Origin of the sequence: Candidatus Defluviilinea gracilis, from assembly GCA_016716235.1 — a bacterium.
GTDB classification, from domain to species: Bacteria; Chloroflexota; Anaerolineae; order Anaerolineales; family Villigracilaceae; genus Defluviilinea; species Defluviilinea gracilis.
The window spans coordinates 1-25,328 of the sequence record JADJWS010000004.1 but is presented as its reverse complement, the minus strand read 5'-3'; the positions used below and the strand labels follow the sequence as shown (position 1 = coordinate 25,328).

The following is a 25,328-nucleotide window of genomic DNA, read 5'->3' as shown; positions in this document are numbered from 1 at the left end:
GCATCCGCGCCACGCGATAATGGCGATAGAGTTTCTTGTACAGGAAGTCTTTCAGTTCGCGGTTGCGGCGCTGCATGTCTTCGCTGTGCCCGATCATATTGTGTTTCAGTTTCTGAAGATCGAGCGCGGATTTTGCCTTGCTCTCCTTCAGGCGCGTATCGGTTGCCTCGATCATATCGGTGATCAGGATGCCCACAAGTTGGCGGATCATGCGGTGACGTTCCATCTCCTCCAGTTCGCGCCCGCTCCAGTTGTAGGTTTCGCGCAGAATTTCCCACAAGGCAATGCCATCGAGCATCTGCGGCGTGATCATGCCTGAACGCAAGCCGTCATCAAGGTCGTGAGTCGTGTAGGCTAGTTCGTCGGCGACATTGGCGATCTGTGTTTCGAGGTTGCCGCGCAGGTCGGGCTGATACTCGCGCGCGTCAGAAATGTCGTATTCGGATTCGTGTTTGACCATCCCTTCGCGGACTTCCCACGTCAGGTTCAAACCCGGGAATTCGGGGTAACGCTGTTCGAGTTCGGTGACGATACGCAGGGATTGTTTGTTGTGGTCGAATCCGCCATGATCTTTCATCAATCGCGCCAATGCGGCTTCGCCAGAATGACCAAACGGCGAGTGCCCCAGGTCGTGCGCGAGGCAGACCGCTTCCACGAGGTCTTCGTTGCCGCCTAGGGCGCGAGCAAGCGTGCGTCCGATCTGAGCGACTTCAAGCGTGTGAGTCAGCCGAGTGCGGAAGTAGTCGCCTTCAAAGTTGATGAAAACCTGTGTCTTGTATTCGAGGCGGCGAAAGGCTGTCGTGTGGAGAATCCGGTCGCGGTCGCGTTGGAACGATGTGCGGTAGTCCGGTTCGCTGTCCAGGTAGGCGCGTCCTTTTGAGTCTTTGCTCCGCATGCCGTAGGGCGCGAGGCTTTTATCTTCTATTTCTTCAAGTTGCTGGCGCGTAAAGTACATGATGGTTAACTCTCGCCCCTTGCCTCTCTCTCGTGGGAGAGAGGGCGGGCGCGGAAAATGGGGCGAGAGGGGGTCGAACCCTCACGATATCACTACCGACGGATTTTAAGTCCGTTGCGTCTGCCGATTCCGCCATCGCCTAAAGCACGGCTGTTTGAACTGTGCGCGTCTCTCTTTTCGAGGCTGTTTATTAACAGTCCTCTGCGTTTTTGACGCTTGCAAGTATCGCCGTAAATTCGCAAACCGTCAAGCAAAAAGCCGACTGCGAGAGTCGGCTTTGTTTGTTGCCACCTGTGCGCGGAGGCTATCGGTATATTATTCTCAGAGATGACTTCTGCAAAAACATTATCAGCATGATAATGTTTTGACGGTCTGTTTTGTGGCGGTCTCTCCAACCGTTTCAAGAACTCGCCTGCCTTGCGTTCGGCGCGTGTCACGCCTCGCGCGGTCTTGCTGTTTGGCGAGAGGCGATAATGCTTTGCGTGATGCTCTCCGCTTGTTTCCTCCCGTCTATCATCCTGAAAGTGTTTACAAGATAAACCACGTCCGCGCCTTCCAGTTTCCCTGTCTGTTCGATGGTGGTAAGGTCTAGGCGATAGCGTTTCAACAGGTCAACGTATTCGTTGTACTTCGTGGCGAAGCGCGTTAACCGTTCGTGCAAGTTGTCCATTTCATCGCGGACGGTTTGCGCCTCCCTGCCGAAGTATGACTCAAGGTCTGTCATGGACTTTTGCGCCGCCTTGTATTCCTTCGATGCAACAAACACGCGCCGCCGCTCTACTTCATGTTCTACCTGTTGTATATCCGTATTCAGCGCATCGCGCCGCGCTTCCAGTACCATGATGGACGCGGCTATTTTATTCGCCGCGTCTCGCTCTCTGGACTGTCGGCGCAAGTCCTCCCGCGCCGCTGTGAGTTCGGAATCCAGCCCGCTCGCTTCCTCCGCAAGTTGTCTTAACTTTTCTTCGAGTTGTTGATTTGTTGTCATGTTATTCTCCTATTCTGTAAAGTACTCGCAGTACTTGAATTAAATTTTCGTCGCTTGTTGGCGTGTTCGCGGCTATGATGTAACGCTCGCGGATTGCATCACGCCACGCTTGCGCCTGTGATTCCGCTTCGGTCTCGCGCTTGCTCATGCGAGGATGAGTCAATAAGCCTGCCATTGCCGCCGCGCTAATTTTGAATGAAGCGGACGGACGGTTAACGTCCTTTGTCGGCGCGTGAACCGCGTGTAGTTTGGCGTGCGCCGCTTCATGCGTAAACGTGCGAACGAATCCACGCAAACTATCGAACACTTCGGGCGCGAGGTCAATCACAACCCGCCCGCCGCCCGCGTGATAGGTTTCGCCGCGTGCCTGTTCGTTTATCGGTTGACGAATACGAACCGTCACCGCCCGCTTTGCCAGCGCGGAGGCAGTCGCTTCGAGATTAGCGATTAATTCGGATTGCTTCATGCGGCAAAAACAAGCAGGCTTTTACTTGATGGTATGCCGTTCGGATAAACGATTTTTTCAAATGGAATTCGGCTATCCTTGTGAACTCGCGCATACTCCGCGATTTGTTTGGCGTAGGTTTCCGCGTCCACTTGCACGCCGTCAATAAAAAGAAGATTGTCGCCGTCCGCGCGGAATTCCTGCGTAAATTTGAACGTGGACACTTCAACGCCGCCGCGCCTTTTGCCTTCCAGTTTTGTGATTCGGTTTTTCAGTTTCATTTTGCGCCTCTCGTTTCCAATGCTTGAATCCGTTTTTCCAGTTCTCCAATTTCAAACGACTTGACGAACGAGTCATACAGCGCAAGCAGTAACCGCGCCCGCGCTATGCTGTTCTCCATTGGCACGGTTTCCGCCAGTGTGTAGGCTAGGATTTTGTTCGCATCGTCAAGCGTTCGGACTTCGCGCGGTATCATGGATTCATCGCCATAGTGCGCGATTCTGTGACGCTCGCCGCCTGATTTCCTCGCCATTGCCCGCGCCGCGCCGACTTCGGGCGCGTGCGTAAAGCAGTAACTACTGCCCTTCAACGGCGGCATTTTGCACGGTTGACCGTGCGCGGTCTTTGCTTTGCACTTCATCGCGTCGCGCCTCCCTTCGTTTGCTCTGCCTAGAATCGCCTTGCTCATGCTCCGCCATGATTCGCGCTTTCAATTCCTGCAAGGTCGGCATGATAGAACGCCTCAATTCTCGCGCCTGCCGTTCGTTCAATCCTTCAAACAGACTTAAAACGCCGTTGCTCATTTTTTGCCTACTTTCATCTTACGCGCCCTGCCGCTTATCAGCAGTTTGTATCCGTCCGCGAACGGTATGCCCATCGCGTCCGCCCACAATCCGAAGTCATCGCTGGTTAACCACATCGCCGCGTCCAGCGCGGACATGGTATCCGCCTCGCGCAAGTCTCGAATCGCCTGACTGACAACCGCCAGCGCAAGCGGTTTGAGGTCGGCGGATTCACAGATGCGGATTGTCGCTTTCACGGTATCACCTCCAGAAAATCGTAGCATGTCCATTGCTCCGCGCCAATCCTTGCCCATTGTCGGCACGCTTCGCCTGTCGCGGATTGAATCTCGTAGACGGTCACAAGGTCGCCGCGCCGCAAGTAGCCGACGTTCGAGAATGACTCGCCCGCGCCGCTCCGAACCTCCAACACGTCAACGGTTACACTACGCCGCGCGTTTGGTGTGACTTGGTGTCCCGCAAGGGGATGATATGACGTGGTGTCACCTGTTGGTGTGACATGGTGTGACATGGTGTCACCTAGCAAGCGTGACGGTAGCACATATGCAAGATACACTAAAACCGCCGACATTGCCACAACCGCCAAAACGCCGAAAATCCTTTTCATGGTGTGACCTGTTCGGGCATGGTGTCACTTGTTGGTGTAACATGGTGTGACGTGGTGTCACCGCGTAGTGTAACCATCGCGTGACCTTCAAAGTCATAGTGAATCCCCTCAATTGACAACCGTAGCGCGTTCGTTTCGTTGTAACCAGTCACCGATAAGCCCGCTTTTCGGCAGTAGTTCAATGCCGATAACAGGATTTGCGCCGCTTCGTTTGGCGTGACGTTCTGTAAGGTTTTGAAAGTAGCGTTCCTGCCTGCCTTGCGCGAGGGTCGAGAATGTGCCGCCGTAGCGGACTTTGCCGCGCCGCCTGCGCTCCCTGAATCGCCAGTACTTGCCGCGTTCTGTGACTTCAATCCGATAGTATCCATTTTCATCGCTCCCTATTTGCTGTGACCGTTGCTCCGAAAAGGGACGGATTGATATTCCACCTCCCCGCCGTTGGTGTCACCTGTTGGTGTGACGTTGGTGTGACGTGGTATCACTATGCCGCTATTGTCCAGAATCGGCACGTTGTTCGCTTTCAGTTGCTCCGCCACGCGATTAACCAGTTCGTTGATAGCGTCGTTGTTTGGCGTCACATCCAATGCCCGCGCCGTTCCCGTGAGACTCCGCTCGTTGAAGATTCGCGCCGCCAGTTTGCCAGCAAAAGGCTCTATGATGGTCTGTGTTCCTTCGTCGCTTTTGACATGCTCCGCCGTGCGTTTGACGATGGTCACTTGCGCGTCTGTAATCGCTTCGCTCAGCGAGATTAACGCTCGTTGACCGGGGTCTGTCATGTAGAGAATCGCCCAGCCAAACAACACGAACACGATGGAAGCGGGCGCGTACTCCGAATACGCCTGTAACCATGTCGGCGCGTTGCCCGTGTTCAAACCAGACGCGGCAAGCACGTTCAAGCCCATCAGCAGAATGTCGCCGCCGTAGAAAATCACCGCCGCGATTTTGTGCCACTTCGTCACCGTCCAGTAGTGCAATGCCACAGGCAAGGCGATTGCGTTCGCGGCTACCAAAAACGCGCCGATTCGCGCAACGGTCTTTAGCAGTCCGTCAAACTGCGCGGTCATCAGCGTTTCGTAGAACGCGAGAAATAGCAATACCACGCCGACATACACCGCGCCGCCCAGCCATAGCGCAAGCGTTTTTCCGTTCTGAAAGTTCCGTACGTTTTGTTCGTTCATGTTCGTTATTCCTTTCGTTCCTGTAACCTGTACAGGTAGGTGATAGTAAATCCTAGCGGATTAAGTACCAATAGTTTTTTGTCCACAAAAGAGCAAAAAGGAAGTTAGTTCAACGGCACGTGAATCCATAAACCGTTTCCGTTTCGTGAGTTTCGGTCATACAGGTAGATTTCGTTGAACTTGTAGGTAGCAGGCTTGCGTAACGCTTTCATGCTTGCCGCGTGCTGTTCCGCTGTTCGGTTGAACAGACTCAAAGTCCTTCGCGTCTTAGTAGAACCGTCTGTTTTGAAAAGCGGAAAATGCCGCGTATTTGGAATACGCCAGCCTAACTTTTTTTGATGGGTGTTTCTGTCCCAGAATTGAAACAAGCCCGCGCGGTTTCCGAATTCAAGAACGCCGTGATAACCGTTCGCGTGAATGTTCGAGATTGCATAATTCTTGCGGCTGGTAACGCCTGCCTGCTTGTTGTACTGCCGCTGTGTCTGTTCGGAGATTCCAGTCAACGCGGCTTGTTTTTTCTGTGATACCAGTCTCTCACCGTTGCCAGTAAAAGCGGACTGCCACGAGGCGAATACGAGCGAACGCCAGCCTTTGCCGAACAGTAACTTTGCCGACAGTGTGACCGTGTGACCTTTGACCTCGCATCCGAACGCCGCCGCCGCTTTGCTGTGGCTGGTCAGTATCAGCATCCAGTCGCCGCTTTTTGATTGCACGTCCGCGAACAGGTCATAACCTCGCGCCGCGTTCATCCAGCGCGTGAATTGCTTGTCGTGAATTCCCAGTTCGTGAGCGTAGGCTTTCAAGTCATCGCGCTTGATTTTTCCCAGTCCGCTTTGGTCGAGATTCTTCGCCAGCACAAACAAACGCCACGCGCCGCCCGCCTCAGACATGCGAAAAGATTTCAAGCCGACAAGCGGATTGAACTTCACCGATTCGGGATAGCGGGCGAGGGAAGCGGTCACGGCTTTTTACTCTCCGCTCGTTTCGTTCGTTTCATCCATGCGGGCGCGTGTTTTTTGCACAAGTGATACTCTCCGCCTTGCGCGTGATACTTCGTCAAGTTGCGCCGACTGCCACACTTCCAGCAAATAGGCTTGTACGTGATTTTCTTTTTGCTGTTCATAGCATCCCCTTGAAAAGCAATTGTCGAGGCGAGACACGCGCCGCGCCGCGCGGATTGCGTACTCGTTGACCGTTGCCTGCTTTGCGCCTGACTTCGCCGCGCTTCGCCGCATGGCTGGTTATTTTCAGCGTTTCCGTGAGTGACCATCGCTCTAAACACAATCCCCGTTGCGCCTCGAATCCGCCGCGCTGTATGTCAAACGAAAAGCGTTTGAAGTGTTCGACGGTTGACGAATAGACGCGCCCGCTCTCTGTGTCGGCTACCTGAATCTCACGCGCTCCGCATTGCTCCGCCTGTCTCAGACTGTCAACCGATAGACAGATTGCGGGCGGAGTGCGGAGGATGTGCCGACTGCCTTTAATGGACTTGCGGAATACGCCGCTTGAAACATCCCCCACATAGCGATTTGATACGATGATTTTTGTTATACTTGTCATGTCTGTTTTTCCTTTTCGCCTGTCCATCCTGTCACAGATTCGGACGGGCGAAAAAATTTAACAAAAAAAGCGGTTTGGAAAATAAGGATTTTCAAAAAACTTGCGATTTAGTACGATTGTACTAATCTGCTAGTTTTTTTTATCCTTGTTGCTCCAAACCGCCAAAGCCTGCGGTTGTGTTCGTTGCCGCGCATTTCGCGCACTAGTCGCCAAACAACGAATTACAAGTAAAAAAAATATTCAGCTGTGAATCATTATATGCAAAACTCAAAATCCGTGTGTAAGAGAATTGTTAACATTCTCGTCAAGTCATTTCAGCCGTTCAACAGGCGAGTAATTCGCGTGCGCCTGTTGCGCGTCGTTATCCGTTTGCGCGAGATAACGCTTCAAGATATTGATTCCGTTGTGACCTAGCAAACGCGCGAGGCTGAATATATCGCCGCCACTGCGAAGGAAAGTTAACGCCATTGCGCGGCGAAAATCATGCGGACTAGGCACGTCGCGCAAGCCTGCCAGTTTTGAACGCCGCGTAAGGATTGCGCGTAAACCGTCATACGTTAACCGTTCGCCGTGTTTCGTTGTCCATAATGCGGGCGAGGTATCGCGTCTCATGCGGACATAGGCGCGAACCGCTCGCCGCGTCTTTTGCGACAAGTACACATAACGCGGTCTTTTGCCTTTGGTGTGTTTCAACAGTACCGCGCCGATAGAATCAACGTCGGCTAGGTCAATGGATAGGAATTCGGTTACTCTCGCGCCTGTGTCCAGAAGCGCAAGCAGTAAAGCGGAGTCTCTCGCGCCGACAAAATCGTTTCGTTGGCACGTGGCGAGTAGCGCGGATATATCTTCCAGTGATGCGCCTTCAATCGGTTGTACTTCCACCTTTGGGGCTTTGACTTTTTTTGTCGGACTCTGCCAGCCTGACAATACTTCCTCCGCTTCGATGAAGCGCAAGAACGCGCGAACGCCGCGATAGATTCCATGCACGCCGCCAGCGTTATGACGTTCGCTCATGGTCAACAAAAAACGCCGCAACAGGTCGGCGGTAACATCCTGTACCTGTGTCACGGCTTGCGCCTCAGTCCACGCGAGGAAAATATCTATCTTTTCACGATAGTATTTCAGCGTGCTTTTTGACAGTCCTTCGGCGCGTTTGGCAGTGATGAACGTCTCTGCAAGAATAGGCAGATAACCGTCTTGCTGTAAAAAAGTCTGTTGCGTTTTTTCGGCTTGCGAGTACATAAAACTTGCGCTCCTCTCTGATTTTGAGAGGAGCGCAAGGTACAAAATGGGGCGAGAGGGGGTCGAACCCTCACGATATCACTACCGACGGATTTTAAGTCCGTTGCGTCTGCCGATTCCGCCATCGCCCCGGCGGATTGATATTCTACCTTATTTTGAAATGCTTTCCAGCCGCGAGGCGTTATCCTTGTTTATACGATTCTGATTGCGCCAGTCTTTAAGGGCGAAAGGAAGATAGAGAAGCAAGCACATGATGATGCCGATCCCCTCCATGTAAAGAACATACAGGGGCCAATCGGGGAGCAGATCGAGCAGGCTGGGTGTGTTGGGTTTGTCGTTGATCATCAGATAATTACTGCCGATGGCTGTGTTGATGAAATAGATCGCGACGACATAGAGGTTCATCCAAATCGCTATCCTGACGATCGATTTCCATGTGGGGCGGAAACCTTCCACGGCGGTCATGTAGATTGCGGAGGTGATGATCAATCCATGCGAAATGAACGTTTGAAAAAACCTGAAGTGTGGGAAGCCATACATTCCCAGGTCAGGAGTGATCAATGCCTGAATCGCGCCGCCGATGCCGAGGAAATACATGAATTCGTAGATGGCGTAGTTTTTTGTGATGAGCATCAGCGCGCCTGCCCACACCAGCAGACTGCACAGGTGAAGCGGAAGCATGGTCTGGATCGTCCACCTGCCGACGACGTAATTCCACGCGTGCCAGGCGACTTCGTTGACCAGCAGAATCAATGCCAGTGTCCAGCGGATTTTGCTCTTGGTCGCGTTGCTGGCGTTCTTGAAACGGACGAGGAAAAGATTCAAGAAAAGGAGAAATGTCAACGCGCCGAGGTGGGCTGTGCCGAAGAGATCGAAAGCAGGACCGAGGTAATTGTCTGCAAAGAATTGGCTCATGAGCATATTCTATCGTCTAAAGGGCGCGGAACTGAATTACAATAGACTCTATCCGAAATACATCGGGAGGCTGATCCATGCGGAAGCCGCAGATTTTCTTTTCTTGCATCAGCGAAATCAGCGTTTTTCAGCGTCTACAAAGAGCCACTTTTGTTTATTGGGATAAAGTCTATTGTTTACGCCAACGCCGGTTTTCATACGATTATCCCTGAATTAACGGATCGCTTTCCCGGAGAGAACCATGAAAATGTATGCGGTCATCACCGTAATGCTCGTATGTGTACTATTGACCTCCTGTAAAGACGGCGGGTCATCCACCGCCATCGATGTAACCCTGACCGACTTTCAATTCACGCCCAATTCCTTTACGATTATGGCGGGGCGGGAGATCACGATCAACGCGGTGAACAATGGAGTGGTGGAGCATGAATTTGCCATCCTAAAATTTGGCGCCGATGCGGGCGATGAGTTTGACGAAGAAGATAAGCAGAATATCTATTGGGAGGTGAAAGTGCCTGCCGGGCAATCGGTCACGTTGACGTTCACTGCTCCGTCCGCGCCGGGCGAGTATAGCGTTGTCTGTGGGATCCAGGGACATCTCATGGCGGGCATGGTTGGAAAGTTGACCGTGGTAGCGGGTGAGTGAAGCATGAGCAAGCCTTTGATCGTCAGCGCGAATAACGAGCTTGTGAAGCGAGCCCGTTCATTGCGTCAGAAAAAGCGTCGTCTTGAAACGGGTTTGTTTCTCGTGGAAGGGATCCACCATATTGGGCAGGCGTTGGATGCGGGGTGGGATGTGGAGTCGATTTTTTACGCGCCTGATCTGCTTGCGAGCAAGTACGCCAAAGAACTCATTACCCGTGTTTCGGAAAAGGCGCATCCTGTTTCAAGAGAGGTAGCCAACTCTCTGGCAGAGAAAGATAATCCGCAAGGCATTGTCGCGGTGGTTCGCCAGAGACAAACTCTTGCGTCAAGCCTCGCGCCATCCAGTCCTGTTGTCGCGCTGGTTTCGCCGCAAGACCCGGGCAATGTCGGGACGATCCTCCGCACGATGGACGCGCTAGGCGTCGATGCCTTATTTCTTTTGGATGGCGGCGTCGAGTTATATCACCCAACCTTAATCCGCTCCAGCATGGGCGCGATCTTTTGGAAGCGCATTGCTCAAACTTCATTCGAAGAATTTCGCGCCTGGGCGCAAACGGCAGGGCGCCAATTGATCGGCGCGTCTGCCCATGCGGATGTGGATTATAAGTCTCTTGTTCCGCAAACCCCGTGGGCGCTTGTGTTGGGGAGCGAGCAAAAGGGTCTGTCCGCGGAGCAGGTCCAGGCTTGCGATGTGACAGTATCCTTGCCGATGCGGGGAAAAGTTAGTTCGTTAAATTTGGCGGTGGCGGCGGGCGTGTTGTTGTACGAGTTAAAAACATAAAGGCAGACGACGCGTCGTCTGCCTTAGTTTGGGCGACCAGATTTCACTTGGGGAACGATGCGTTAGAACTCATCTTCCTCTTCGTCCCAAGATTCGTCATCGTCATCATCTTCCTCTTCCTCCCATTCCTCCGCTTCTTCCTCGTCCCAATCCTCTTTGGCGGCGGCTTCATCGCTGGGGGTGTAGGTGGCGCAACCGGTATCGGGGTCGAACTCTACCGCGGCGGCTGAGCAATAACCTTCATCAAGAAAGACACAATCGGTGTAATGACATTTGATGCGGGGCATTCAATCCTCCTGAATTAGGGTTGTTTGATAAGGCGAATGACTGAGATGACAAACAGCAGAGTCATTGCCACTTGTGATGTGATGCAGAACGGACAGTAGGCTTTGATCAGCGCGACCTCGACAAAGACGAGATACACGGTAAATAAAAACCCGGTCACTGAAATCCCGAAGAAAATCATCGCGCCATTGTCTTGCACCATCCCGGGTCGGCGCTCAAGGAGTTGCGTAGCCAGCAAAGCGAGGTACCCAACCACCCCGATGATTGCCACAGGAACGCCGCGCACTTCAGAGTAAGGACTGGCGTTCACCACCGAGCATCCTTCCGAGCCAACGCACATGGCGGCTTGAAGTTCCTTGCTTGTAAATTTATACACTGTCATGTACGACGCGACGAGCAACCCGATGATGGTGATCGCCAGTGAAATTTGCGCAAGTCGCTTATTCATGAATCCTCATAACAACCAAGCCTCAACTTCCTGACCAGCAGGCACGCATTTTACACCAGCGGGAATAATTAGTAAAGCATCAGCCTGCGCCAACGAAAGGAGATTGCCCGAACCCTGATGCCCGGTCAAGCGCGCGATGAGCGATCCGTTTTCATCGCGCAGGCTGGCGCGCAGATAACTCTCCCGTCCATCGGAATTGATCTCCTCTTCGCATCGCGCGCGGATGGTGAGCCTGTTGCTCTCCGTCTGCCCTGCCAGCCGCCCCAGCGCCGCGCGGACAAATACCTCGAACCCCACAAACGCCGACACGGGGTTACCCGGCAAGCCGATGAATGGAATGCCGTTGTATTCGCCGAAAGCAAGCGGCTTGCCGGGGCGCATGTTCACGCGCCAGAAATCCATTTTGCCGTTCGACTCGATCACGCTTTTTACATAATCGAACGCGCCCACGCTCACGCCCGCCGAAGAGAGGATCAAATCCACGTTCAGCGCGGATGTTTTGTCGAGCGCCGCTCTGACAGAGTCGTAGGTGTCTTTTGCTGTGCCAAGTCTTTCCACCTCCGCGCCGGCCGACTCGATCAGCCCAGCCAGCATGTGCGAGTTTGAGTCGCGGATCTTGCCCGGTTCGAGGGGCTGGCTTGCGTCGAGCAACTCATCGCCGGAGGAGAAGAGCGCCACGCGGGGCTTGCGGAATACTTCCACAGTGGAGTATCCCAAAGATGCCAGGAGCGCGACATCTTGAGGTCTTAATGTTCGTCCTTGCTGCAGGGCGATTTCTCCCGCGCGAATATCCGCGCCGCGCCGGCGTATATTTTCATATTGGTTCACGCTTGCGAACACCGTCACCTCCGGCGGAGGGGGCGCGCCGGCGGCGCGATCTTGAAAATCGGTATCTTCCACGGGGATTACCGCGTCGGCGCCCTGAGGCACTACGGCGCCGGTCATGATACGAGCCGCTTCGCCGGGGGCGAGGAAAACTGTCGGCGGCGAGCCGGCGGGGATGTCTGCGACCACGCGCAAGGTCCGAGGTGAAACGGGTTTTGCATCCGCCACATCGATCGCGCGGATGGCAAAACCGTCCATCGAGGAGTTGTCGAACGACGGCAGGTCGTCCAACGCGATTACGTCTTGCGCGAGGATGCGATTCAAAGACTCTACCGCCGGCAGGGCTTCGGTTGTGCCAGGTTGAAAATGGGAAAGTATGCGCTCGCGCGCTTCACGGACGCTGAGCAGATTCATGGGAGGCGGCGACATTATACTGCGTAACTCGTCGCTTGTACCGTGTAATTTACCCCGGCTTTGTTCTCTGCGCCTCCAACACATTCGGCACGCTTTCAATGCGCGTGAGCACGCGGCTTAACTGCTCCAGGTCGCGCACATCGACCACCAGGCGCAGGTCGGCTACGCTTCGGTTGTAACTGACCGACACGTCCTTGATGTTCACGCTCTCGCTTTGAAGCAGGGTTGAAATATCGCCGAGCAAACCGTCGCGATCATAGGCTTTCACGGTAACCGGCACTGCGAAGGTCTGTTGAACGGTTCCCCAATCCACTTGGATCAGCCGCTCGGTATCTTCTCTGTGCAAAATATTCGGGCAATCCTGCCGGTGAATTGTCGCGCCGCGTCCGCGTGTGATGTATCCGATGATCTGGTCTCCGGGCATGGGCGAGCAACATTTTGCCATTTGCCAGAGCAGACCCTTCAGCCCGACAACCTGGATCGCGTCTGGGGATGTTTTGGTTTCTGACGCGGCGGTGGCTTGCAGAATATCCGCAGTTTCTTCCGTCCCTTCCAATTGTTTGATGATCTTGCTGAGGGAAAGATCTCCATTGCCAAGGGCGATGAACATTTCATCGGGAGTTTTGTAGGCAAGTTCGCGCGCCATCTTTTCGAAATTCAATTCGGAAATTCCGAGGCGGCTTAATTCGCGTTCCAGTCCGGCGCGCCCCTGGGCGAGGTTTTGTTCATCCTCCTGCTTTTTGAACCAGGCTTTGACTTTGGACCGCGCGCGCTGTGTTTTGACCAACCCCAGATTCGGATTCAACCAATCGCGGCTTGGACCTCCCCGCTTCGCTGTCAAAATTTCGACCTGGTCGCCCGTTTTCAGCTCTTGTTGCAGGGGGACGAGTTTCCCGTTGACCCGCGCGCCGCGACAGCGGTGACCGATATCGGTGTGGACGTGGTAGGCAAAATCAATAGGGGTGGAACCGGCGGCAAGATCGTAAATATCTCCGCGCGGGGTGAACACGTATACGCGATCCTGAAATACATCCGATTTCATGCTTTCGACGAATTCTGTCGCGTCGTGCACGTCGGTCTTCCATTCCATCATATTGCGGAGCCAGTTGATGCGCTGTTCGTAGCTTTTATCGCGCTTGGCGCCTTCTTTGTATTTCCAATGGGCGGCGATGCCATACTCCGCGTTTTCGTGCATCTCCTGCGTGCGGATCTGAATTTCCAATGGGCGGCCATCTTCGTAGATGACGGCGGTGTGAAGCGATTGGTAGAAGTTTTCTTTCGGCGCGGCAATGTAATCGTCGAATTCGCCGGGGATGGGTCTCCATGTGGTGTGGATCACCCCGAGCGCGGCATAGCACGAGGGGATATCCTGAACGAGGAGCCGCATGGCGCGCACATCCCGAACCAGATCGAACGATTTTCCCTTTTTCGCCATTTTTTTGAAGATGGAATAAATGTGTTTGGGGCGTCCGCTGACCTCGGCTTTGATATTGTTTGCTTCAAGTAAACGGGTGAGGGCTTCTTTGATGTCTACGATTTGTTTTTCCCGCTCGGGTCGTTTTTCTTGCAGTTCCTCGGCGATCTCCTTGTATTTGTCCGGGTTGAGGTAGCGGAAGCCAAGGTCTTCCAACTCCCATTTGATCTGCCAGATGCCGAGGCGGCTGGTGAGCGGGGCGAAGATCTCGAGGGTTTCTTTGGCGATTCGCTTTTGTTTGGCTTCAGGCATGAAGCCGAGCGTCCGCATGTTGTGGAGGCGGTCTGCCAGTTTGATCAGCACCACACGGACATCGTCGCCCATGGCAAGGAATGTTTTCCGTAAGGTTTCAGATGCCAGGTCTTGTTTGCGCGCGCGCCCGTTGGAGGGAATGGCGTCCGCATCCGACTCGTCGTCGGCTGATTCGGGTTTTTCCGCATGTTGGTCGCCGCGCGAGACTCGCGGAAGTTTGGTCAGCTTGGTCACCCCATCGACGAGGGCGGCGATGGTATCCCCAAAATCTCTGCGAATGTCGCCGAGGGTGAGGGGGGTATCTTCCACTGTGTCGTGAAGCAATGCCGCCGCAATCACCTCCGAGGGCACTTTGAGATCTGCGAGAATGCTTGCCACTGCCAGGCAATGGTTGAGATACGGTTCACCGGAGTGCCGTTTTTGGTCGCGGTGCGCCTCTTCTGCTATGCGGTAGGCGCGTTGGATCAATTCCTTTTCGGAGGGAGCGTAGGATTCAGGGAGTTGCTCCATGAGTTTCTCGAGCGGGACCGCGTGTTGCGCCGATTTCATGCGTGGTATTGTACTACTGAAAAAAATTCTTTTCCCCGTTACAATTCAGGTTCTATGAGAGTTGCCTGATTGCCTGACACAATGTTTTTTGGACGAGACCCTTGCGCCGCCCGCCAGGGCAGGTGAAAACGCTGATTTCGCTGGGAGAGTTTGAAATGCCGATCGTCAATAATGTTACCCGCTTGCTTGATTCGCGCGCGATTCCATATACCGCCTATGAACTTTCGCCGGAGAAACACGGCGCGCAAGAGACTGCGCGTCTGCTCAACGCGGATCCCGCGTCCATTTTCAAGACGATCGTTGTGTTGCGAGATAAGCCCAAAAAACCCTTGTTGGTCTTGGTTTCTGGAGATACGGTTGTGGATTTGAAATTGCTTGCTGTTGCGCTTGGTGAGAAAAAAGTTCGCCTGCCAACTGAAAAAGAAGCGGAGCAGGTTACAGGTTTGCAGGCGGGAGGCATCTCGCCGCTCGCCCTGCTCAACAAAGGCTTTCAGGTTGTTCTCGATTCGTCGGCGAAGAATTTTGAGCAAATCCATGTGTCGGGCGGACAAAGAGGACTCAATATCAAATTGCCTGTCGTTGATTTGATCAAATTGACGAATGCGCGGGTTGCGACGGTGAGTAAATAGCCTGCCTTACGCAATTAGCCCGTACCGCGAGAATGATTTCACTGTTCAGGCTGTTTGCGCGCAAGAGCGTCCTATTGCGCTTTTTTAAATCAATCGATTGATTACCTTGCACTGTCAAAATCGGTACGCTGATTCACGCTGACAACGCAGATTTTTCTTTTTTCAGCGTTCCTTTGCGTCCCGTTGTAAAACTGCCAGGCAGGTAGCGCATGACGAAGGAATAAAAAAACGCCCTGAAAATTTCAGGGCGTTTCATTTTGGTTCACATGATTATGGGCCGATAAACTTGATCGTCTCTTCGGATATTTGAAAAGTCCATTTATCTGGATTATTGATACACCCGGAGCCGGAGGAATTGAAAGCTTTCCCGTCGAGATTCCATGCCCAGAGATTGTAGCATCCAGTAACCAGGTCGGTGATTACCGTAGACCCGTTTTTTGATAACTCGTAATACCGATAGCCGCATTCGTTATGGCTCGCGGTCTCGTTCAAATACAAAGAAACAGCCACCCGCGATTTTGTCAAGTTTTCGATCTTGATCGTAGTTTCCTTGCCAAGCGGTTTGCCAAGAACGCGGGTCGCGCAGGGATCGCCGCTCGTGCTGGCGGGCGTATTGGTCAGCGTCGATTCCAGCGTGGGCAAAGGGACGGAGGTATTCGTGGCCGCGGGCGTTGATGTGGGGGTCTCAGTGGGGGGCAGGGGCGTGTTGGTAGGGATTGCCGCTTGCGTCTCAGCCACGATCGTAAACGCCGCCGACACCGCGGTGGATTGCACGTCCCCGACGCTCAGGGTCGGGACGGCTGGCTCGCCGCCGCCGCACCCGGCCATCAAGGCGGAAATAGCCAGAACAGAGAGAAGAACAGTTAACTTTTTCATCATACCTTTCTTACTTGGGACTTACACAGTTGAACCTGTTGCGCCGTAGGTGTGCCGCGGCGGCGGCAGTACAACTGTCCGCCAACTGTGTAAATCCTGCTTATATTGGTTGTCTTGATCAGCAATTCGGGTAACAACCACCCTTGGCAACGATTGTATCGTTTCGGACGACGATCGTCCAACTGCCGCCGGTGAGTAGGAATCCGCCGAAGGTTTTGAAATCCTTTTTACCGTCTACGTAAGCGCCGGCGCTGTAATATCCCTCTGGTCCCGAGAACGTGCCTCCGTATGCGGGGATGAATCCGCATTCGTTCTGGGCTGTGGTCACGTATAAGGAGAGGGTGATCGTGCCTTTCGGTTTTGTCTCGTTTTCCACAAGAATTTTAATAGTAGGCACAGACCATTCCGAGAGAATCTTATTGCAATTATCCTGCGTAGGCGCGGACGACAGGGGGGCAAGCGTAAAGGTCGCCGTTGGAAGCAACGGATCGATCGTCGGGGTTGGGGATGAAGTCTCTGTGGGGAGGGGGGTGGACGTGAACGTTGCTGTGGGTGGGAGGGATGTTTCTGTTGGGATGGCGGCTTGTGTTTGGGCGATCATGGTGAATGCCGCCGCTTGCGCGGTGCCGGCAACGTCACCGGCGTTCAGGGTTGGCGCTTCCTGCCCGCCGCCGCAAGCGGAAAGCAGAAGCGCCAGAATCGATACAAATAGAATCAATTTTTGCTTCATGTGCGAATTCAAAATCCTTTTTCATGGTTTATTACTTGATGACAACTTTATCTTTGAACAGATAGATCGCTAAACCGTCCGTCGATGTCAGACGGAATGTGCCGGTCATTTTGTTCCCGCCAACCCATGCCACATAAACATAATACCCTAGCGGCGCTTTGATCTTCACCTGACCGTAAACAGGATATTCAATGATCGAATACCGACCATCGGGCATAGTAACCTGCAAAGAGATATATGCCTGCCTTTTAGAACGATTGACCAGGGTTATCCTATTAAATGGAACTTCAGGAGGAAGCGTTCCGTATTTCAGAATACCAAGTGTGGGCGTAAGCGACGGCCCGCTTGGCGCGCCCAACGTTGGAGTTGAAGTAGGCTGCGCCCCGGTAGCCGTAGACTGCGCCAGCGTGGCAGGCGCGTCAGTCGAAGTTGCCAGCGTAGACGTCAGGTTTGGCAAAGGCGAAGAGGTGGCGGTCGATTCAGGTGTGGAGGAAGCCGAAACGGCCGTAACTGATGGGTTGAAGACGACAGGCGTTTCAGACGGAGGAGCCGTGTTGGAAGGCGCAAGCGTGGGGGTGTTTGAAGATCCGATCACTGCGGTGGCGGTTGGTGAAATCGGCGTTGGAACCGTTGGCAGGCAGGCGCCGACAACCAAAAGAACAACGAGCGCGGGAATGACCTTCTTCATTGCGACTCCTCGTGTTTTACGAAGCGGATACGGTCTCTAAGAATTGGGTGACTGTGTCGCGCAACATGCGTTCGGGAAGCGCTCCAACCTGACGATGGACAATCTTTCCATTTGCCACAAACAGCATGGTCGGAATCCCCTGAATACCATACTCCATCATCCAATGTGGGTTTTCATCCGTGTTGATTTTTGCGACCAGCAATTTTCCCTCGAATTCTTTTGCGAATTTGTCGAGGATCGGCGCGACCATTTTGCACGGTCCGCACCAGGGCGCCCAAAAATCGACGATCACCGGGAGCGAAGATTGCAGGACAGTTTTTTCGTACGTTTCGTCTGTAATGTGAATGGGTTCGTTGAACATGCGTTGCCTTTTCTTCAATTGTTTTACATCAAGCGAAAAGAGTATAACACAAACCCGCATGTTATAATCGCCCGTCATGACCGACCTGTTTGCAAAATGGAAGACGGGGCTTGCAAAAACAAGCAAAGCAACATTTGGACGAATCGCCGCCCTCGTTGGCGCAACGGAAATTACCAGCGAATCGTGGGACGAATTGGAAGCATCCCTGATTCAAGCAGATTTGGGGATCGAAATTGCCGGCGATATTCTGGATACGCTTCGCCGCTTCGTTCGGGATGGGGGCTTGACTCGCTCCGACGAGCTTTCCTCCGCCCTCCGCGCAGAACTCCGCTCTCGCCTCCAAGCCCCGCCGCCTCTTGCTTGGAAATCATCCCCGACTGTGGTTATGGTTGTTGGCGTTAACGGCGCGGGAAAAACAACCACGATCGCCAAACTGGGACAGCGGTATCAGGCGGAAGGAAATTCCATTCTTTTCGGCGCGGCGGATACGTTCCGCGCCGCGGCGGTGGACCAGTTGCAAGTCTGGGGCGAACGAATCGGCGTCGATGTGGTATCAGGCGCCCCTGAGTCCGATTCGGGCGCGGTCGCGTTTAACACCGTGCAGGCGGGCATCGCGCGTAAAATCGATATCGTTTTTATCGATACCGCCGGTCGCTTGCACACGCGTTTCAACTTGATGGAAGAACTAAAGAAAGTGAATCGCGTGATCGGCAAGGCTCTGCCCGGCGCGCCTCATGCCGTGTGGCTCGTTCTTGATTCAACGACCGGGCAAAATGCCTTGCAACAAGCAAAGGCGTTCAAAGAGGTGGTCGGTGTGACGGGCGTGATCTTAACCAAATTGGATTCGTCTGCCCGCGGCGGATTTGCTTTCGCCATTCAACGCGAGTTAGGTTTGCCGATCTTATTCGCAGGCCTCGGCGAAAAGCCCGAAGACCTCGCGCCCTTCGACCCGGATGCTTTTGTAAACGGGATTATGGGCGCAAGTGATTAATCATTCCGAGACTAGAGACTGGAGACTGTCTCAATCTCTAATCTCTAATCCCTGTTTTTTTGGAGTAACCATGCAAGACCTCGTCAACCGACTCAAGCCCCTGCAAGACCTAACCCAGCAATTACTGGTGCGTCTTTGACCTTGCGTCTAAAGAAGCGCAACTTTCCCAACTCGACAAAGAAATAGAAGCGCCCGATCTGTGGAACAATCCCTCGCGCGCGCAGGGGTTGATGAAACAGCATAACGCCCTGAAAACCGAAGTGGAATCATGGCGCGCCTTTTCGCGCCGACTGCATGACGCGCTTGAACTCGCGCAATTGGACGATGAAAGTCTGCGCGGCGAATTGGAAATTGAAATCTCCGCGCTCGAAACCGAACTTGAAAAGCGTTCCTTTACTGCCATGCTCTCCGGCAAATACGACCGCGACTCGGCGATCCTTGCCATCCACGCCGGCGCGGGCGGAACGGACTCACAAGATTGGGCGGCGATGCTTCAACGCATGTACCTGCGCTGGGCGGAGGACCGCGGCTTCCAAACGGAAATTCTCGATTCAACTTCGGGCGAGAAGCGGGCATCAAAAGCGTCACCATCGAAGTGGACGGCGAGTACGCCTTTGGGTATCTGCGCTCGGAAAAAGGCGTGCATCGCCTCGTGCGCCTCTCGCCGTTCGATTCGGCGCACCGCCGGCACACGTCATTTGCGCTTGTAGAAATTTTGCCGCAGGTTGCCATGGATGAAGCGGAAATCCAAATTGACCCAAGCGAGATCAAAATGGACGTCTTCCGTTCCTCTGGCGCGGGCGGGCAGAACGTGCAAAAGAACGCGACGGCGGTGCGGCTGACTCACATCCCGACGGGCATCGTGGTCACTTGTCAGAACGAACGCTCGCAGACGCAGAACCGCGAATTCGCCATGCGCATCTTGCGAGCCCGCTTGCTGGAACTGGAGGCAGGCTGAACGGGAGGAAGAACGCGCCGTCCTGCGCGGCGAGTACACCAAAGCCGAGTGGGGGAGTCAGATCCGCTCGTATGTGTTGCATCCGTATCAAATGGTGAAAGATCATCGCACCGATCATGAATCAGGCAACACGCAGGCTGTGCTCGACGGCGAGTTGAACGAGTTCATGGAAGCGTTTCTTAGAAAGGCATAACGATGAAGCGAATCTTCAACATTTTATTTTCGCGTGAAAATATGCTGGCTCTGATCCTTTGCCTGATCCTCATCGCGCTGACGATCTTTACAGCAGACACTTCCCCCCGGGATCTACCAGGGATTTTAAAATGTCTTTGTTTGAAATTGCGGCGCTTGCCTGCATCGCAGTTGTTGTTGGCTGGCTGGGCAAGGGACGCAACTTGGCGTTGTTGGCGGTCAGCGCGCTGGCGTTGTATTGGCTCCAGCCGGATCAAGAGCCGGTCAACCTGATGTTTTGGTTGCCGACACTGACGGCGCTCATGACGATCTTGTCGTGGCTTATCACATCCAAACCCGAATCTCGCGGTTGGAAGGAGAATCGCGCGGCAGTGACGGTCTTATTGGGGGTGATCGTGTTTGTTGACCTGAATCGTTTTTTTCAATTCGAATGGTTCTTTCCCGTGGAAACCCCGAGGGTTCAATGGATCGCGCTTGCCTTTCTATTCGCCTTTGGTCTTTCCTTGATTCTGGCGCGGCTTGAAAAACTCAGCCGTTTTGTGTTGATGTTTGCGGTCGCTGGGTTGATCGGGTTGTTCTTGCTGATCAAAACGCCGTCGGCGACGATGGGGTTGTTTGACATGATGGCAACCCTTCGCGGAAAAGAAGCGGGCGGGCAATCGGCATTGGCGTGGCTGGGATTTTCCTACGTCGCGTTTCGCCTCATGCATACGATCCTCGACCGCCTCGCGGGGCGCTTGCCGTCTGTTACCTTGGCAGAGTACGCGAACTATGTGATTTTCTTTCCCGCGATCACGGCGGGTCCAATTGATCGACTTGAGCGATTCGTTTCTGGATTAAATGCCCCGCTTCGTTTAGACGCCGACGGATGGTTGGACGCCGGTCAGCGGATTTTTATCGGCTTGTTTAAGAAATTTGTCATCGCCGACGCGCTGGCATGGATCGCCTTGAACGAATCCTTTGCGCGCGATGCCCAGTCGGTGGGCTGGTTGTGGACTCTGCTGTACGCCTACTCTTTGCGAATCTATTTCGATTTTAGCGGGTATACCGACATTGCCATTGGGCTTGGACGCCTGCTGGGCATACGCCTGCCTGAAAATTTCGATTCGCCGTACCTCGCCGATCCGCCCAGTTTTGGAACTCCTGGCATATCACATTGACGCAATGGTTTCGGTCGTATTTTTTCAACCCCCTCGCCCGCGCTCTGCGTTCAGCCTCCAAGCCCGTTTCGCCGTGGATGCTGATCCTGTTTTCGCCAAGTGACGACGATGGTATTGATCGGTCTGTGGCACGGCGTGACGATGAACTATATCCTATGGGGGTTGTGGCATGGATGCGGGTTGTTCATCCAAAACCGTTGGAGCGAGTTTGCGCGCGCGCGATACTCCCAGCAGGCGTTGCCTGTCTCTTTGCAGAGAGGCGTTCAATTTGTCGGAACTTTCCTCACGTTTAACTTCGTATCGCTTGGCTGGCTGTTTTTCGCGCTCCCAACTCCCGAATCGGCCTGGAGCGCAATGTTGAAATTGGCGGGCGGTTTATGAAGGCGCATGTTCGCCCGCTTCGTTTGGTTGTGAAAGCCTTGTTGTTATTTGCGCTCGTCAATGTCGCGTATGCGGTGATACAACCGCCTGTTTCGCGCCTGTCCTTGTACAATGTGATATTTCCCGGTCGCATCCGCTTTCCTTTTGACGATGGCTCGCGTTTATACACCGTTATGATCGATGATGCGCGCCATGCTGGCTTCTCATGAGGTTGCGCGTCCAAAACCGGAAGATGAGTACCGCGTGTTGTTGATCGGCGACTCCGATTTGGGGCGAAATGCTTCCCGCAAGAATCGATTTCCGCACAGTGGAATATCTTAAACGACCAATGCAAAGGCAAGACGATCAAATTTTACAATCTGGGGTATCCGCACCCCTGTGATCAAAGACCGATCATTTTGGAGGAGTCGGTTGACTATGATCCCGACCTGATCGTTTGGTTCACCACCCTCAATTCACTGATCCCGCGCCGCATCAGTGCGTTCATGGAAGCGAACCGCGAGGACGCATTGCGGATGATGGACGAGTACGATCTCGCCTTTCCTGAAAAAGATGCCCTCGCGCAAATGAACCCATCCTTTTTACGGACGGACTTTGATTGGACAGCGGTCGAATTTGAATCGTTGGTTCAAATTACAAATGCTCGGGTTTGTCTGGTCTGCCGATGGAACGGATCTTGATCTTCAATATGCGCCTGAAACCCTTGAGGAAAATTCGCCCGATGTTGAGTCTCATGTTTTATATCGGCAAATGGAACCGACCGCCGATCTTCGAGAAATGATGGTGTTCGAAGCCTTTGCGGCGGGGCGGGAGATCGCTGGCTCCATTCCCATCCTGATTGTCAACGAACCCATGTTTATTGCAAGCGGAGAGAACAGCGATCTGCGGTACAACAAGGGCTATCCTCGCTGGGCGTACGACCAATACCGCGAAGCCATGCAGGCGGAAGCGATTCGCTCGCAATGGAATTATCTCGATTTATGGAATACAATTCCGCCCGAATATTTTTCAGACACCGCATTGCACCTCTGCGGAGGGGGGAGCGCCTGCCGATCGAGCAAGTGGTCCGCTGGCGCAGTCGCTCGTATGCAAATAAACTCAAAAAAGGAAACGCTATGCCTGAAACAATGATCCAACAAATCGGCTCGTATCTTGCCTCTCAAATCTTGGAAACAACCCAACCGAACCATCACCGCCGACGAGCCGTTGATCTCCAGCGGCTTGATCGATCTGTTCAGCCTGATGGATGTCGCTTTGTATGTGGAAGACACCTTCGGCGTCCGCATCGAGGACACCGAACTGAACGCGGATACATTCGACACGCTGACCTCAACTCGCCGCGCTCATCGACTCTCGCAAGAAATGACGACCTTCCCCGAGCGGCTCAAAACGCTTCATTCGCGGACTTCGGACCGGGTCGCCCTCACCCTGCAATTTTCCAACGCCGACGATCTCTCGCTTACCGTGGATCAACTCCTCTGCGGCGCGAATTCCTACGCGCGCGCGTTGACCCTTGCAAAGATTCAGCCCGGCGAAGTGGTTGTTTTGATTCTCCAACACGGCGAGGACTTGGTCTATGCTTTTTGGGGAACGATCCTGCACGGCGCGATTCCCTCCATCATGCCGTTTCTCACGGAGAAACTTTCTCCCGAACGTTATCGCGCGGACTTGTCTGCGCTGATCTCGGTCACTCAACCCACCGCGATTATCACGTATCCCGAATTTGAAGCGGAGGTGCGCGGCGCGTTACAAGAGGGGGATTCGGTCCGTGAAGTGATCGTCACCGATAAAGTTGATAAACAAATTGATTTGGAGTTCGACTCGCTGGCTGGTTTCCAGCGCAAACCCGAAGATATTGTTATCCTGCAACATTCCTCAGGGACAACAGGTTTGCAAAAAGGAGTCGCGCTTTCGCATCAGGCGGTCTTCAATCAATTGGACGCTTATGGCAAGGCGTTGAGTTTGAACGAGAATGATGTGGTTGTCTCATGGCTTCCGCTATATCACGACATGGGATTGATTGCGGGCTTCATCATGCCCATCCTCTCAGGGATTCATCTCGTTCTGCAATCTCCATTCGACTGGGTGCGCGCACCGTACAAGCTGATGCAGTCTGTGACGAAATATCGCGGCACGCTTTCGTGGCTTCCAAACTTTGCGTACAACTTCTGCGCGCAAAGATCCGCGAACGTCACCTTGAAGGCGTTGATTTATCGTCATGGCGTGTGGTCACCAATTGTTCAGAGCCAGTCCGCTGGGAGAGTCATCAGGCATTTTACGAAAAGTTCAAAAGTTATGGCTTGAAGCGCGAGGCGTTGCAGACTTCGTACGCGATGGCGGAAAATGTCTTTGCGGTGACGCAAAGCCCGCTGGGGGGCGAACCAGCCGTCCTTGAGATCGAGCGAAAAGCGTTCATGTCGGAGCGCGTAGCCAAATTAACGACTGACGCCAATGCGCATGAACATCCAACTATGAAAATGATGTCGTCGGGGCGTCCGTTGGAAAATGTCAAAATCAAAGTGTTGGACGAGAATCGAAGCGAATTGCCCGAGCGCGTCATCGGCGAGGTTGCCTTGCAAAGCAACAGCATGTTGACGGGGTTACTACCACCGCGAAGATGCGACGCAACAAGCTTTTCATGAGGGCTGGTATCTCACAGGCGATTACGGATTTATCAGCGACGGTGAAGTATTTGTCTCAGGTCGTAAAAAAGATATGATCATCGTTGGCGGGAAGAATGTGTATCCGCAGGATTTGGAATCTTTGACCTATGAAGTGGCGGGAGTTCATGCGGGGCGTTCGGTGGCGTTTGGCATATTCGATGAGGAACAAGGCACCGAAGATGTTGTAATCATCGCCGAAGTGGATCGGAAGACCCTGCCGAACAGCAAAAAGTGGCAGACGCGATCTGTTTGCATGTGACGAAAAATTCCGCCATTGCATTGCGCTATGTCAAAGTGGTTGACCCGAAGTGGATCCTGAAAACATCCAGCGGTAAAACAGCGCGTTCGGCGAATAAAGAGAAATTTTTTGAAAGAATTGAATTAAATAAAAACTTCCGATAGATTATCGGAAGTTTTTATTTTTAGTATTCTACTGTGCGCTTCAAAGATCCCAGTTCGACAACGGTATCAACGCCGACCGCTTCGAGCAGATCGGAAAATTGCGAGCCAATACCTTTGACGCGAAATAGATCGGCGCGGTTGACCCATTCAAGGATCGTCTTCGTGCTAAAGCCTGTGGCTTTGGCAAGTTCCAAGCGACCCTTGCGAGTGCCGCCCATTTGTAATAATCCACTGATTCCTCGCACGCCCGCTTTATTTAATTTTGCGGCATACGATGCGCCAATCCCTTCAATTTCTTTAAAGTCGTCATTACAGTTTCTCCTTTACGATTAACTATACTGTATATTTGTTGAAACATATAAATATAACATTAGAAATTTATACCGATACAATTTGCGATTATGTTCATTGAACTACTTTAGATACTCAAATCTTTAGGGGACAGATGATATATTCTGCCAACAAAGAATTTTTTCAGCGGGAACTTGAAGAGGAAAATCTTAACCGCTAAGAACGCAAGGAGCGCTAACAGATATTCACGGTAAAACAATAAAAACAGCCAAGTGATGACTTGGCTGTTTGTGTTCTATCCGCCAGTGGGGAGGCGCTTCTCAAAAGCGTGCGGTTGAGAATTTCTTCCCGTTCGTCCGAATGCCAGACTTCGCCCGCTTCACCCTGAAGGCTTTTTCCGCATTCGCCCTGCTCATCGCTTCCTGCCAGGCGACCTGCATCCCCGTCAATTCGGGTTCTTTCGGTCCTTCGGGTTCCAACGGCTTCCATCATTTCTTTTTTTTTTGCGTGACGCTTGCCATGTCCCTTTTCTCTTCTTTGCAGGCTTGAATTCTTCGAATACGGGCTGGAGTGCTTTGATGCTGAGTTTGACCCGCTTCTCCTTGCGATCTACATCTGAGGTCTTCGCTTCAACTTCATCGCC

At 53.2% G+C, this 25,328-nt stretch carries 33 protein-coding genes, 2 tRNA genes and 2 pseudogenes; 12 read left to right on the top strand and 25 right to left on the bottom strand.

The features are described from left to right. The 16 genes from IPM31_16970 to IPM31_16895 form a co-directional block, all read right to left on the bottom strand. A partial coding sequence (locus IPM31_16970) for a deoxyguanosinetriphosphate triphosphohydrolase (GenBank protein ID MBK9008664.1) occupies nucleotides 1–955 on the bottom strand: 955 nt, incomplete at its 3' end. 58 nt (nucleotides 956–1,013) lie between these two features. After that, a tRNA-Leu gene (locus tag IPM31_16965) sits at nucleotides 1,014–1,095 on the bottom strand. A gap of 293 nt (nucleotides 1,096–1,388) precedes the next feature. Beyond that, complete coding sequence (locus tag IPM31_16960; GenBank protein ID MBK9008663.1) at nucleotides 1,389–1,943, bottom strand: hypothetical protein; 555 nt, start codon at nucleotides 1,941–1,943, stop codon at nucleotides 1,389–1,391. Between the two features lies 1 nt (nucleotide 1,944). Next, nucleotides 1,945–2,409 (bottom strand): hypothetical protein, encoded by a 465-nt coding sequence (locus IPM31_16955; GenBank protein ID MBK9008662.1) that lies wholly within the window; start codon nucleotides 2,407–2,409, stop codon nucleotides 1,945–1,947. Beyond that, nucleotides 2,406–2,669 (bottom strand): hypothetical protein, encoded by a 264-nt coding sequence (locus tag IPM31_16950; protein ID MBK9008661.1) that lies wholly within the window; start codon nucleotides 2,667–2,669, stop codon nucleotides 2,406–2,408. The genes IPM31_16955 and IPM31_16950 overlap by 4 nt, the downstream gene beginning before the upstream one ends. Further along, a complete protein-coding gene (locus tag IPM31_16945) occupies nucleotides 2,666–2,986 on the bottom strand; it encodes a hypothetical protein (protein ID MBK9008660.1) in 321 nt (106 codons plus the stop codon). Before IPM31_16945 ends, IPM31_16950 begins: the two co-directional genes overlap by 4 nt. Next, nucleotides 2,964–3,191: a hypothetical protein gene (locus IPM31_16940; GenBank protein MBK9008659.1), complete on the bottom strand. Its 228-nt coding sequence runs from the start codon at nucleotides 3,189–3,191 to the stop codon at nucleotides 2,964–2,966. The genes IPM31_16945 and IPM31_16940 overlap by 23 nt, the downstream gene beginning before the upstream one ends. Continuing rightward, on the bottom strand, nucleotides 3,188–3,427 hold the full coding sequence (locus IPM31_16935; protein MBK9008658.1) for a hypothetical protein: 240 nt from the start codon (nucleotides 3,425–3,427) through the stop codon (nucleotides 3,188–3,190). Before IPM31_16935 ends, IPM31_16940 begins: the two co-directional genes overlap by 4 nt. Beyond that, nucleotides 3,424–3,795, bottom strand: a complete 372-nt coding sequence (locus tag IPM31_16930; GenBank protein MBK9008657.1) for a hypothetical protein — start codon at nucleotides 3,793–3,795, stop codon at nucleotides 3,424–3,426. The genes IPM31_16935 and IPM31_16930 overlap by 4 nt, the downstream gene beginning before the upstream one ends. After that, nucleotides 3,792–4,163, bottom strand: a complete 372-nt coding sequence (locus tag IPM31_16925; GenBank protein ID MBK9008656.1) for a hypothetical protein — start codon at nucleotides 4,161–4,163, stop codon at nucleotides 3,792–3,794. The genes IPM31_16930 and IPM31_16925 overlap by 4 nt, the downstream gene beginning before the upstream one ends. Before the next feature lie 12 nt (nucleotides 4,164–4,175). After that, nucleotides 4,176–4,973 (bottom strand): hypothetical protein, encoded by a 798-nt coding sequence (locus IPM31_16920; GenBank protein MBK9008655.1) that lies wholly within the window; start codon nucleotides 4,971–4,973, stop codon nucleotides 4,176–4,178. Nucleotides 4,974–5,077: 104 nt separating this feature from the next. Next, nucleotides 5,078–5,935, bottom strand: a complete 858-nt coding sequence (locus tag IPM31_16915; GenBank protein ID MBK9008654.1) for a hypothetical protein — start codon at nucleotides 5,933–5,935, stop codon at nucleotides 5,078–5,080. A 157-nt stretch (nucleotides 5,936–6,092) separates the two neighbouring features. Next, complete coding sequence (locus IPM31_16910; protein MBK9008653.1) at nucleotides 6,093–6,533, bottom strand: hypothetical protein; 441 nt, start codon at nucleotides 6,531–6,533, stop codon at nucleotides 6,093–6,095. Nucleotides 6,534–6,842: 309 nt separating this feature from the next. Then, complete coding sequence (locus IPM31_16905) at nucleotides 6,843–7,775, bottom strand: tyrosine-type recombinase/integrase (protein MBK9008652.1); 933 nt, start codon at nucleotides 7,773–7,775, stop codon at nucleotides 6,843–6,845. A gap of 47 nt (nucleotides 7,776–7,822) precedes the next feature. Beyond that, a tRNA-Leu gene (locus tag IPM31_16900) sits at nucleotides 7,823–7,906 on the bottom strand. 19 nt (nucleotides 7,907–7,925) lie between these two features. Then, nucleotides 7,926–8,690: a TIGR02206 family membrane protein gene (locus IPM31_16895; protein MBK9008651.1), complete on the bottom strand. Its 765-nt coding sequence runs from the start codon at nucleotides 8,688–8,690 to the stop codon at nucleotides 7,926–7,928. A 241-nt stretch (nucleotides 8,691–8,931) separates the two neighbouring features. Between IPM31_16895 and IPM31_16890 the strand changes: the two genes are divergently transcribed. Further along, a complete protein-coding gene (locus IPM31_16890) occupies nucleotides 8,932–9,336 on the top strand; it encodes a cupredoxin domain-containing protein (protein MBK9008650.1) in 405 nt (134 codons plus the stop codon). Between the two features lie 3 nt (nucleotides 9,337–9,339). Then, the gene (locus tag IPM31_16885) at nucleotides 9,340–10,116 is read left to right on the top strand and encodes an RNA methyltransferase (GenBank protein MBK9008649.1); all 777 of its coding nucleotides are present in this window, start codon (nucleotides 9,340–9,342) and stop codon (nucleotides 10,114–10,116) included. 62 nt (nucleotides 10,117–10,178) lie between these two features. Here IPM31_16885 and IPM31_16880 read toward each other — a convergent pair whose 3' ends face one another. Genes IPM31_16880 through IPM31_16865 form a run of 4 tightly spaced genes read right to left on the bottom strand, consistent with a single transcriptional unit; the run spans nucleotide 10,179 to nucleotide 14,363 of the window. Continuing rightward, nucleotides 10,179–10,403, bottom strand: a complete 225-nt coding sequence (locus tag IPM31_16880; GenBank protein MBK9008648.1) for a hypothetical protein — start codon at nucleotides 10,401–10,403, stop codon at nucleotides 10,179–10,181. A gap of 14 nt (nucleotides 10,404–10,417) precedes the next feature. Beyond that, nucleotides 10,418–10,849, bottom strand: coding sequence for a vitamin K epoxide reductase family protein (locus IPM31_16875; GenBank protein MBK9008647.1), 432 nt, complete (start codon nucleotides 10,847–10,849; stop codon nucleotides 10,418–10,420). 6 nt (nucleotides 10,850–10,855) lie between these two features. Further along, complete coding sequence (locus tag IPM31_16870; protein MBK9008646.1) at nucleotides 10,856–12,103, bottom strand: molybdopterin molybdotransferase MoeA; 1,248 nt, start codon at nucleotides 12,101–12,103, stop codon at nucleotides 10,856–10,858. Nucleotides 12,104–12,137: 34 nt separating this feature from the next. Next, a complete protein-coding gene (locus IPM31_16865; protein ID MBK9008645.1) occupies nucleotides 12,138–14,363 on the bottom strand; it encodes a bifunctional (p)ppGpp synthetase/guanosine-3',5'-bis(diphosphate) 3'-pyrophosphohydrolase in 2,226 nt (741 codons plus the stop codon). Nucleotides 14,364–14,464: 101 nt separating this feature from the next. Here IPM31_16865 and IPM31_16860 point away from each other — a divergent pair, with 101 nt between their 5' ends. Next, nucleotides 14,465–14,992, top strand: coding sequence for a Cys-tRNA(Pro) deacylase (locus IPM31_16860; protein MBK9008644.1), 528 nt, complete (start codon nucleotides 14,465–14,467; stop codon nucleotides 14,990–14,992). A 270-nt stretch (nucleotides 14,993–15,262) separates the two neighbouring features. On the opposite strand, the gene IPM31_16855 is transcribed toward IPM31_16860, so the two are convergent. From IPM31_16855 to trxA, 4 genes are all read right to left on the bottom strand, one after another. Continuing rightward, nucleotides 15,263–15,868, bottom strand: coding sequence for a hypothetical protein (locus IPM31_16855; protein MBK9008643.1), 606 nt, complete (start codon nucleotides 15,866–15,868; stop codon nucleotides 15,263–15,265). A gap of 118 nt (nucleotides 15,869–15,986) precedes the next feature. Continuing rightward, entirely contained in the window at nucleotides 15,987–16,598 is a 612-nt protein-coding gene (locus tag IPM31_16850) for a hypothetical protein (protein ID MBK9008642.1), read from the bottom strand. Nucleotides 16,599–16,629: 31 nt separating this feature from the next. Next, nucleotides 16,630–17,286: a hypothetical protein gene (locus tag IPM31_16845; GenBank protein MBK9008641.1), complete on the bottom strand. Its 657-nt coding sequence runs from the start codon at nucleotides 17,284–17,286 to the stop codon at nucleotides 16,630–16,632. A gap of 16 nt (nucleotides 17,287–17,302) precedes the next feature. Further along, the gene (gene trxA, locus IPM31_16840) at nucleotides 17,303–17,707 is read right to left on the bottom strand and encodes a thioredoxin (GenBank protein ID MBK9008640.1); all 405 of its coding nucleotides are present in this window, start codon (nucleotides 17,705–17,707) and stop codon (nucleotides 17,303–17,305) included. A 16-nt stretch (nucleotides 17,708–17,723) separates the two neighbouring features. On the opposite strand from trxA, the gene ftsY reads away from it, so the two are divergent. The 8 genes and pseudogenes from ftsY (at nucleotide 17,724) to IPM31_16800 (ending at nucleotide 24,251) form a co-directional block, all read left to right on the top strand. Continuing rightward, nucleotides 17,724–18,638: a signal recognition particle-docking protein FtsY gene (ftsY, locus tag IPM31_16835; GenBank protein MBK9008639.1), complete on the top strand. Its 915-nt coding sequence runs from the start codon at nucleotides 17,724–17,726 to the stop codon at nucleotides 18,636–18,638. 401 nt (nucleotides 18,639–19,039) lie between these two features. Beyond that, nucleotides 19,040–19,789 (top strand): annotated as a pseudogene (prfB, locus tag IPM31_16830) (peptide chain release factor 2). Nucleotides 19,790–19,919: 130 nt separating this feature from the next. Then, nucleotides 19,920–20,948, top strand: coding sequence for a hypothetical protein (locus IPM31_16825; protein MBK9008638.1), 1,029 nt, complete (start codon nucleotides 19,920–19,922; stop codon nucleotides 20,946–20,948). Nucleotides 20,949–21,056: 108 nt separating this feature from the next. Continuing rightward, the gene (locus IPM31_16820; protein MBK9008637.1) at nucleotides 21,057–21,329 is read left to right on the top strand and encodes a hypothetical protein; all 273 of its coding nucleotides are present in this window, start codon (nucleotides 21,057–21,059) and stop codon (nucleotides 21,327–21,329) included. Continuing rightward, the gene (locus tag IPM31_16815; protein ID MBK9008636.1) at nucleotides 21,326–21,538 is read left to right on the top strand and encodes a hypothetical protein; all 213 of its coding nucleotides are present in this window, start codon (nucleotides 21,326–21,328) and stop codon (nucleotides 21,536–21,538) included. The genes IPM31_16820 and IPM31_16815 overlap by 4 nt, the downstream gene beginning before the upstream one ends. Nucleotides 21,539–21,968: 430 nt before the next feature. Then, a complete protein-coding gene (locus tag IPM31_16810) occupies nucleotides 21,969–22,460 on the top strand; it encodes a hypothetical protein (GenBank protein ID MBK9008635.1) in 492 nt (163 codons plus the stop codon). Nucleotides 22,461–23,470: 1,010 nt separating this feature from the next. Next, nucleotides 23,471–23,971: an AMP-binding protein gene (locus IPM31_16805; protein ID MBK9008634.1), complete on the top strand. Its 501-nt coding sequence runs from the start codon at nucleotides 23,471–23,473 to the stop codon at nucleotides 23,969–23,971. Then, nucleotides 23,928–24,251, top strand: a pseudogene (locus tag IPM31_16800) (AMP-binding protein). Before IPM31_16805 ends, IPM31_16800 begins: the two are co-directional and overlap by 44 nt. A gap of 163 nt (nucleotides 24,252–24,414) precedes the next feature. Here IPM31_16800 and IPM31_16795 read toward each other — a convergent pair. After that, on the bottom strand, nucleotides 24,415–24,687 hold the full coding sequence (locus IPM31_16795) for a DUF4332 domain-containing protein (GenBank protein ID MBK9008633.1): 273 nt from the start codon (nucleotides 24,685–24,687) through the stop codon (nucleotides 24,415–24,417). Between the two features lie 358 nt (nucleotides 24,688–25,045). Between IPM31_16795 and IPM31_16790 the strand changes: the two genes are divergently transcribed. Next, nucleotides 25,046–25,234 (top strand): hypothetical protein, encoded by a 189-nt coding sequence (locus IPM31_16790; protein MBK9008632.1) that lies wholly within the window; start codon nucleotides 25,046–25,048, stop codon nucleotides 25,232–25,234. Nucleotides 25,235–25,328 lie beyond the last annotated feature (94 nt).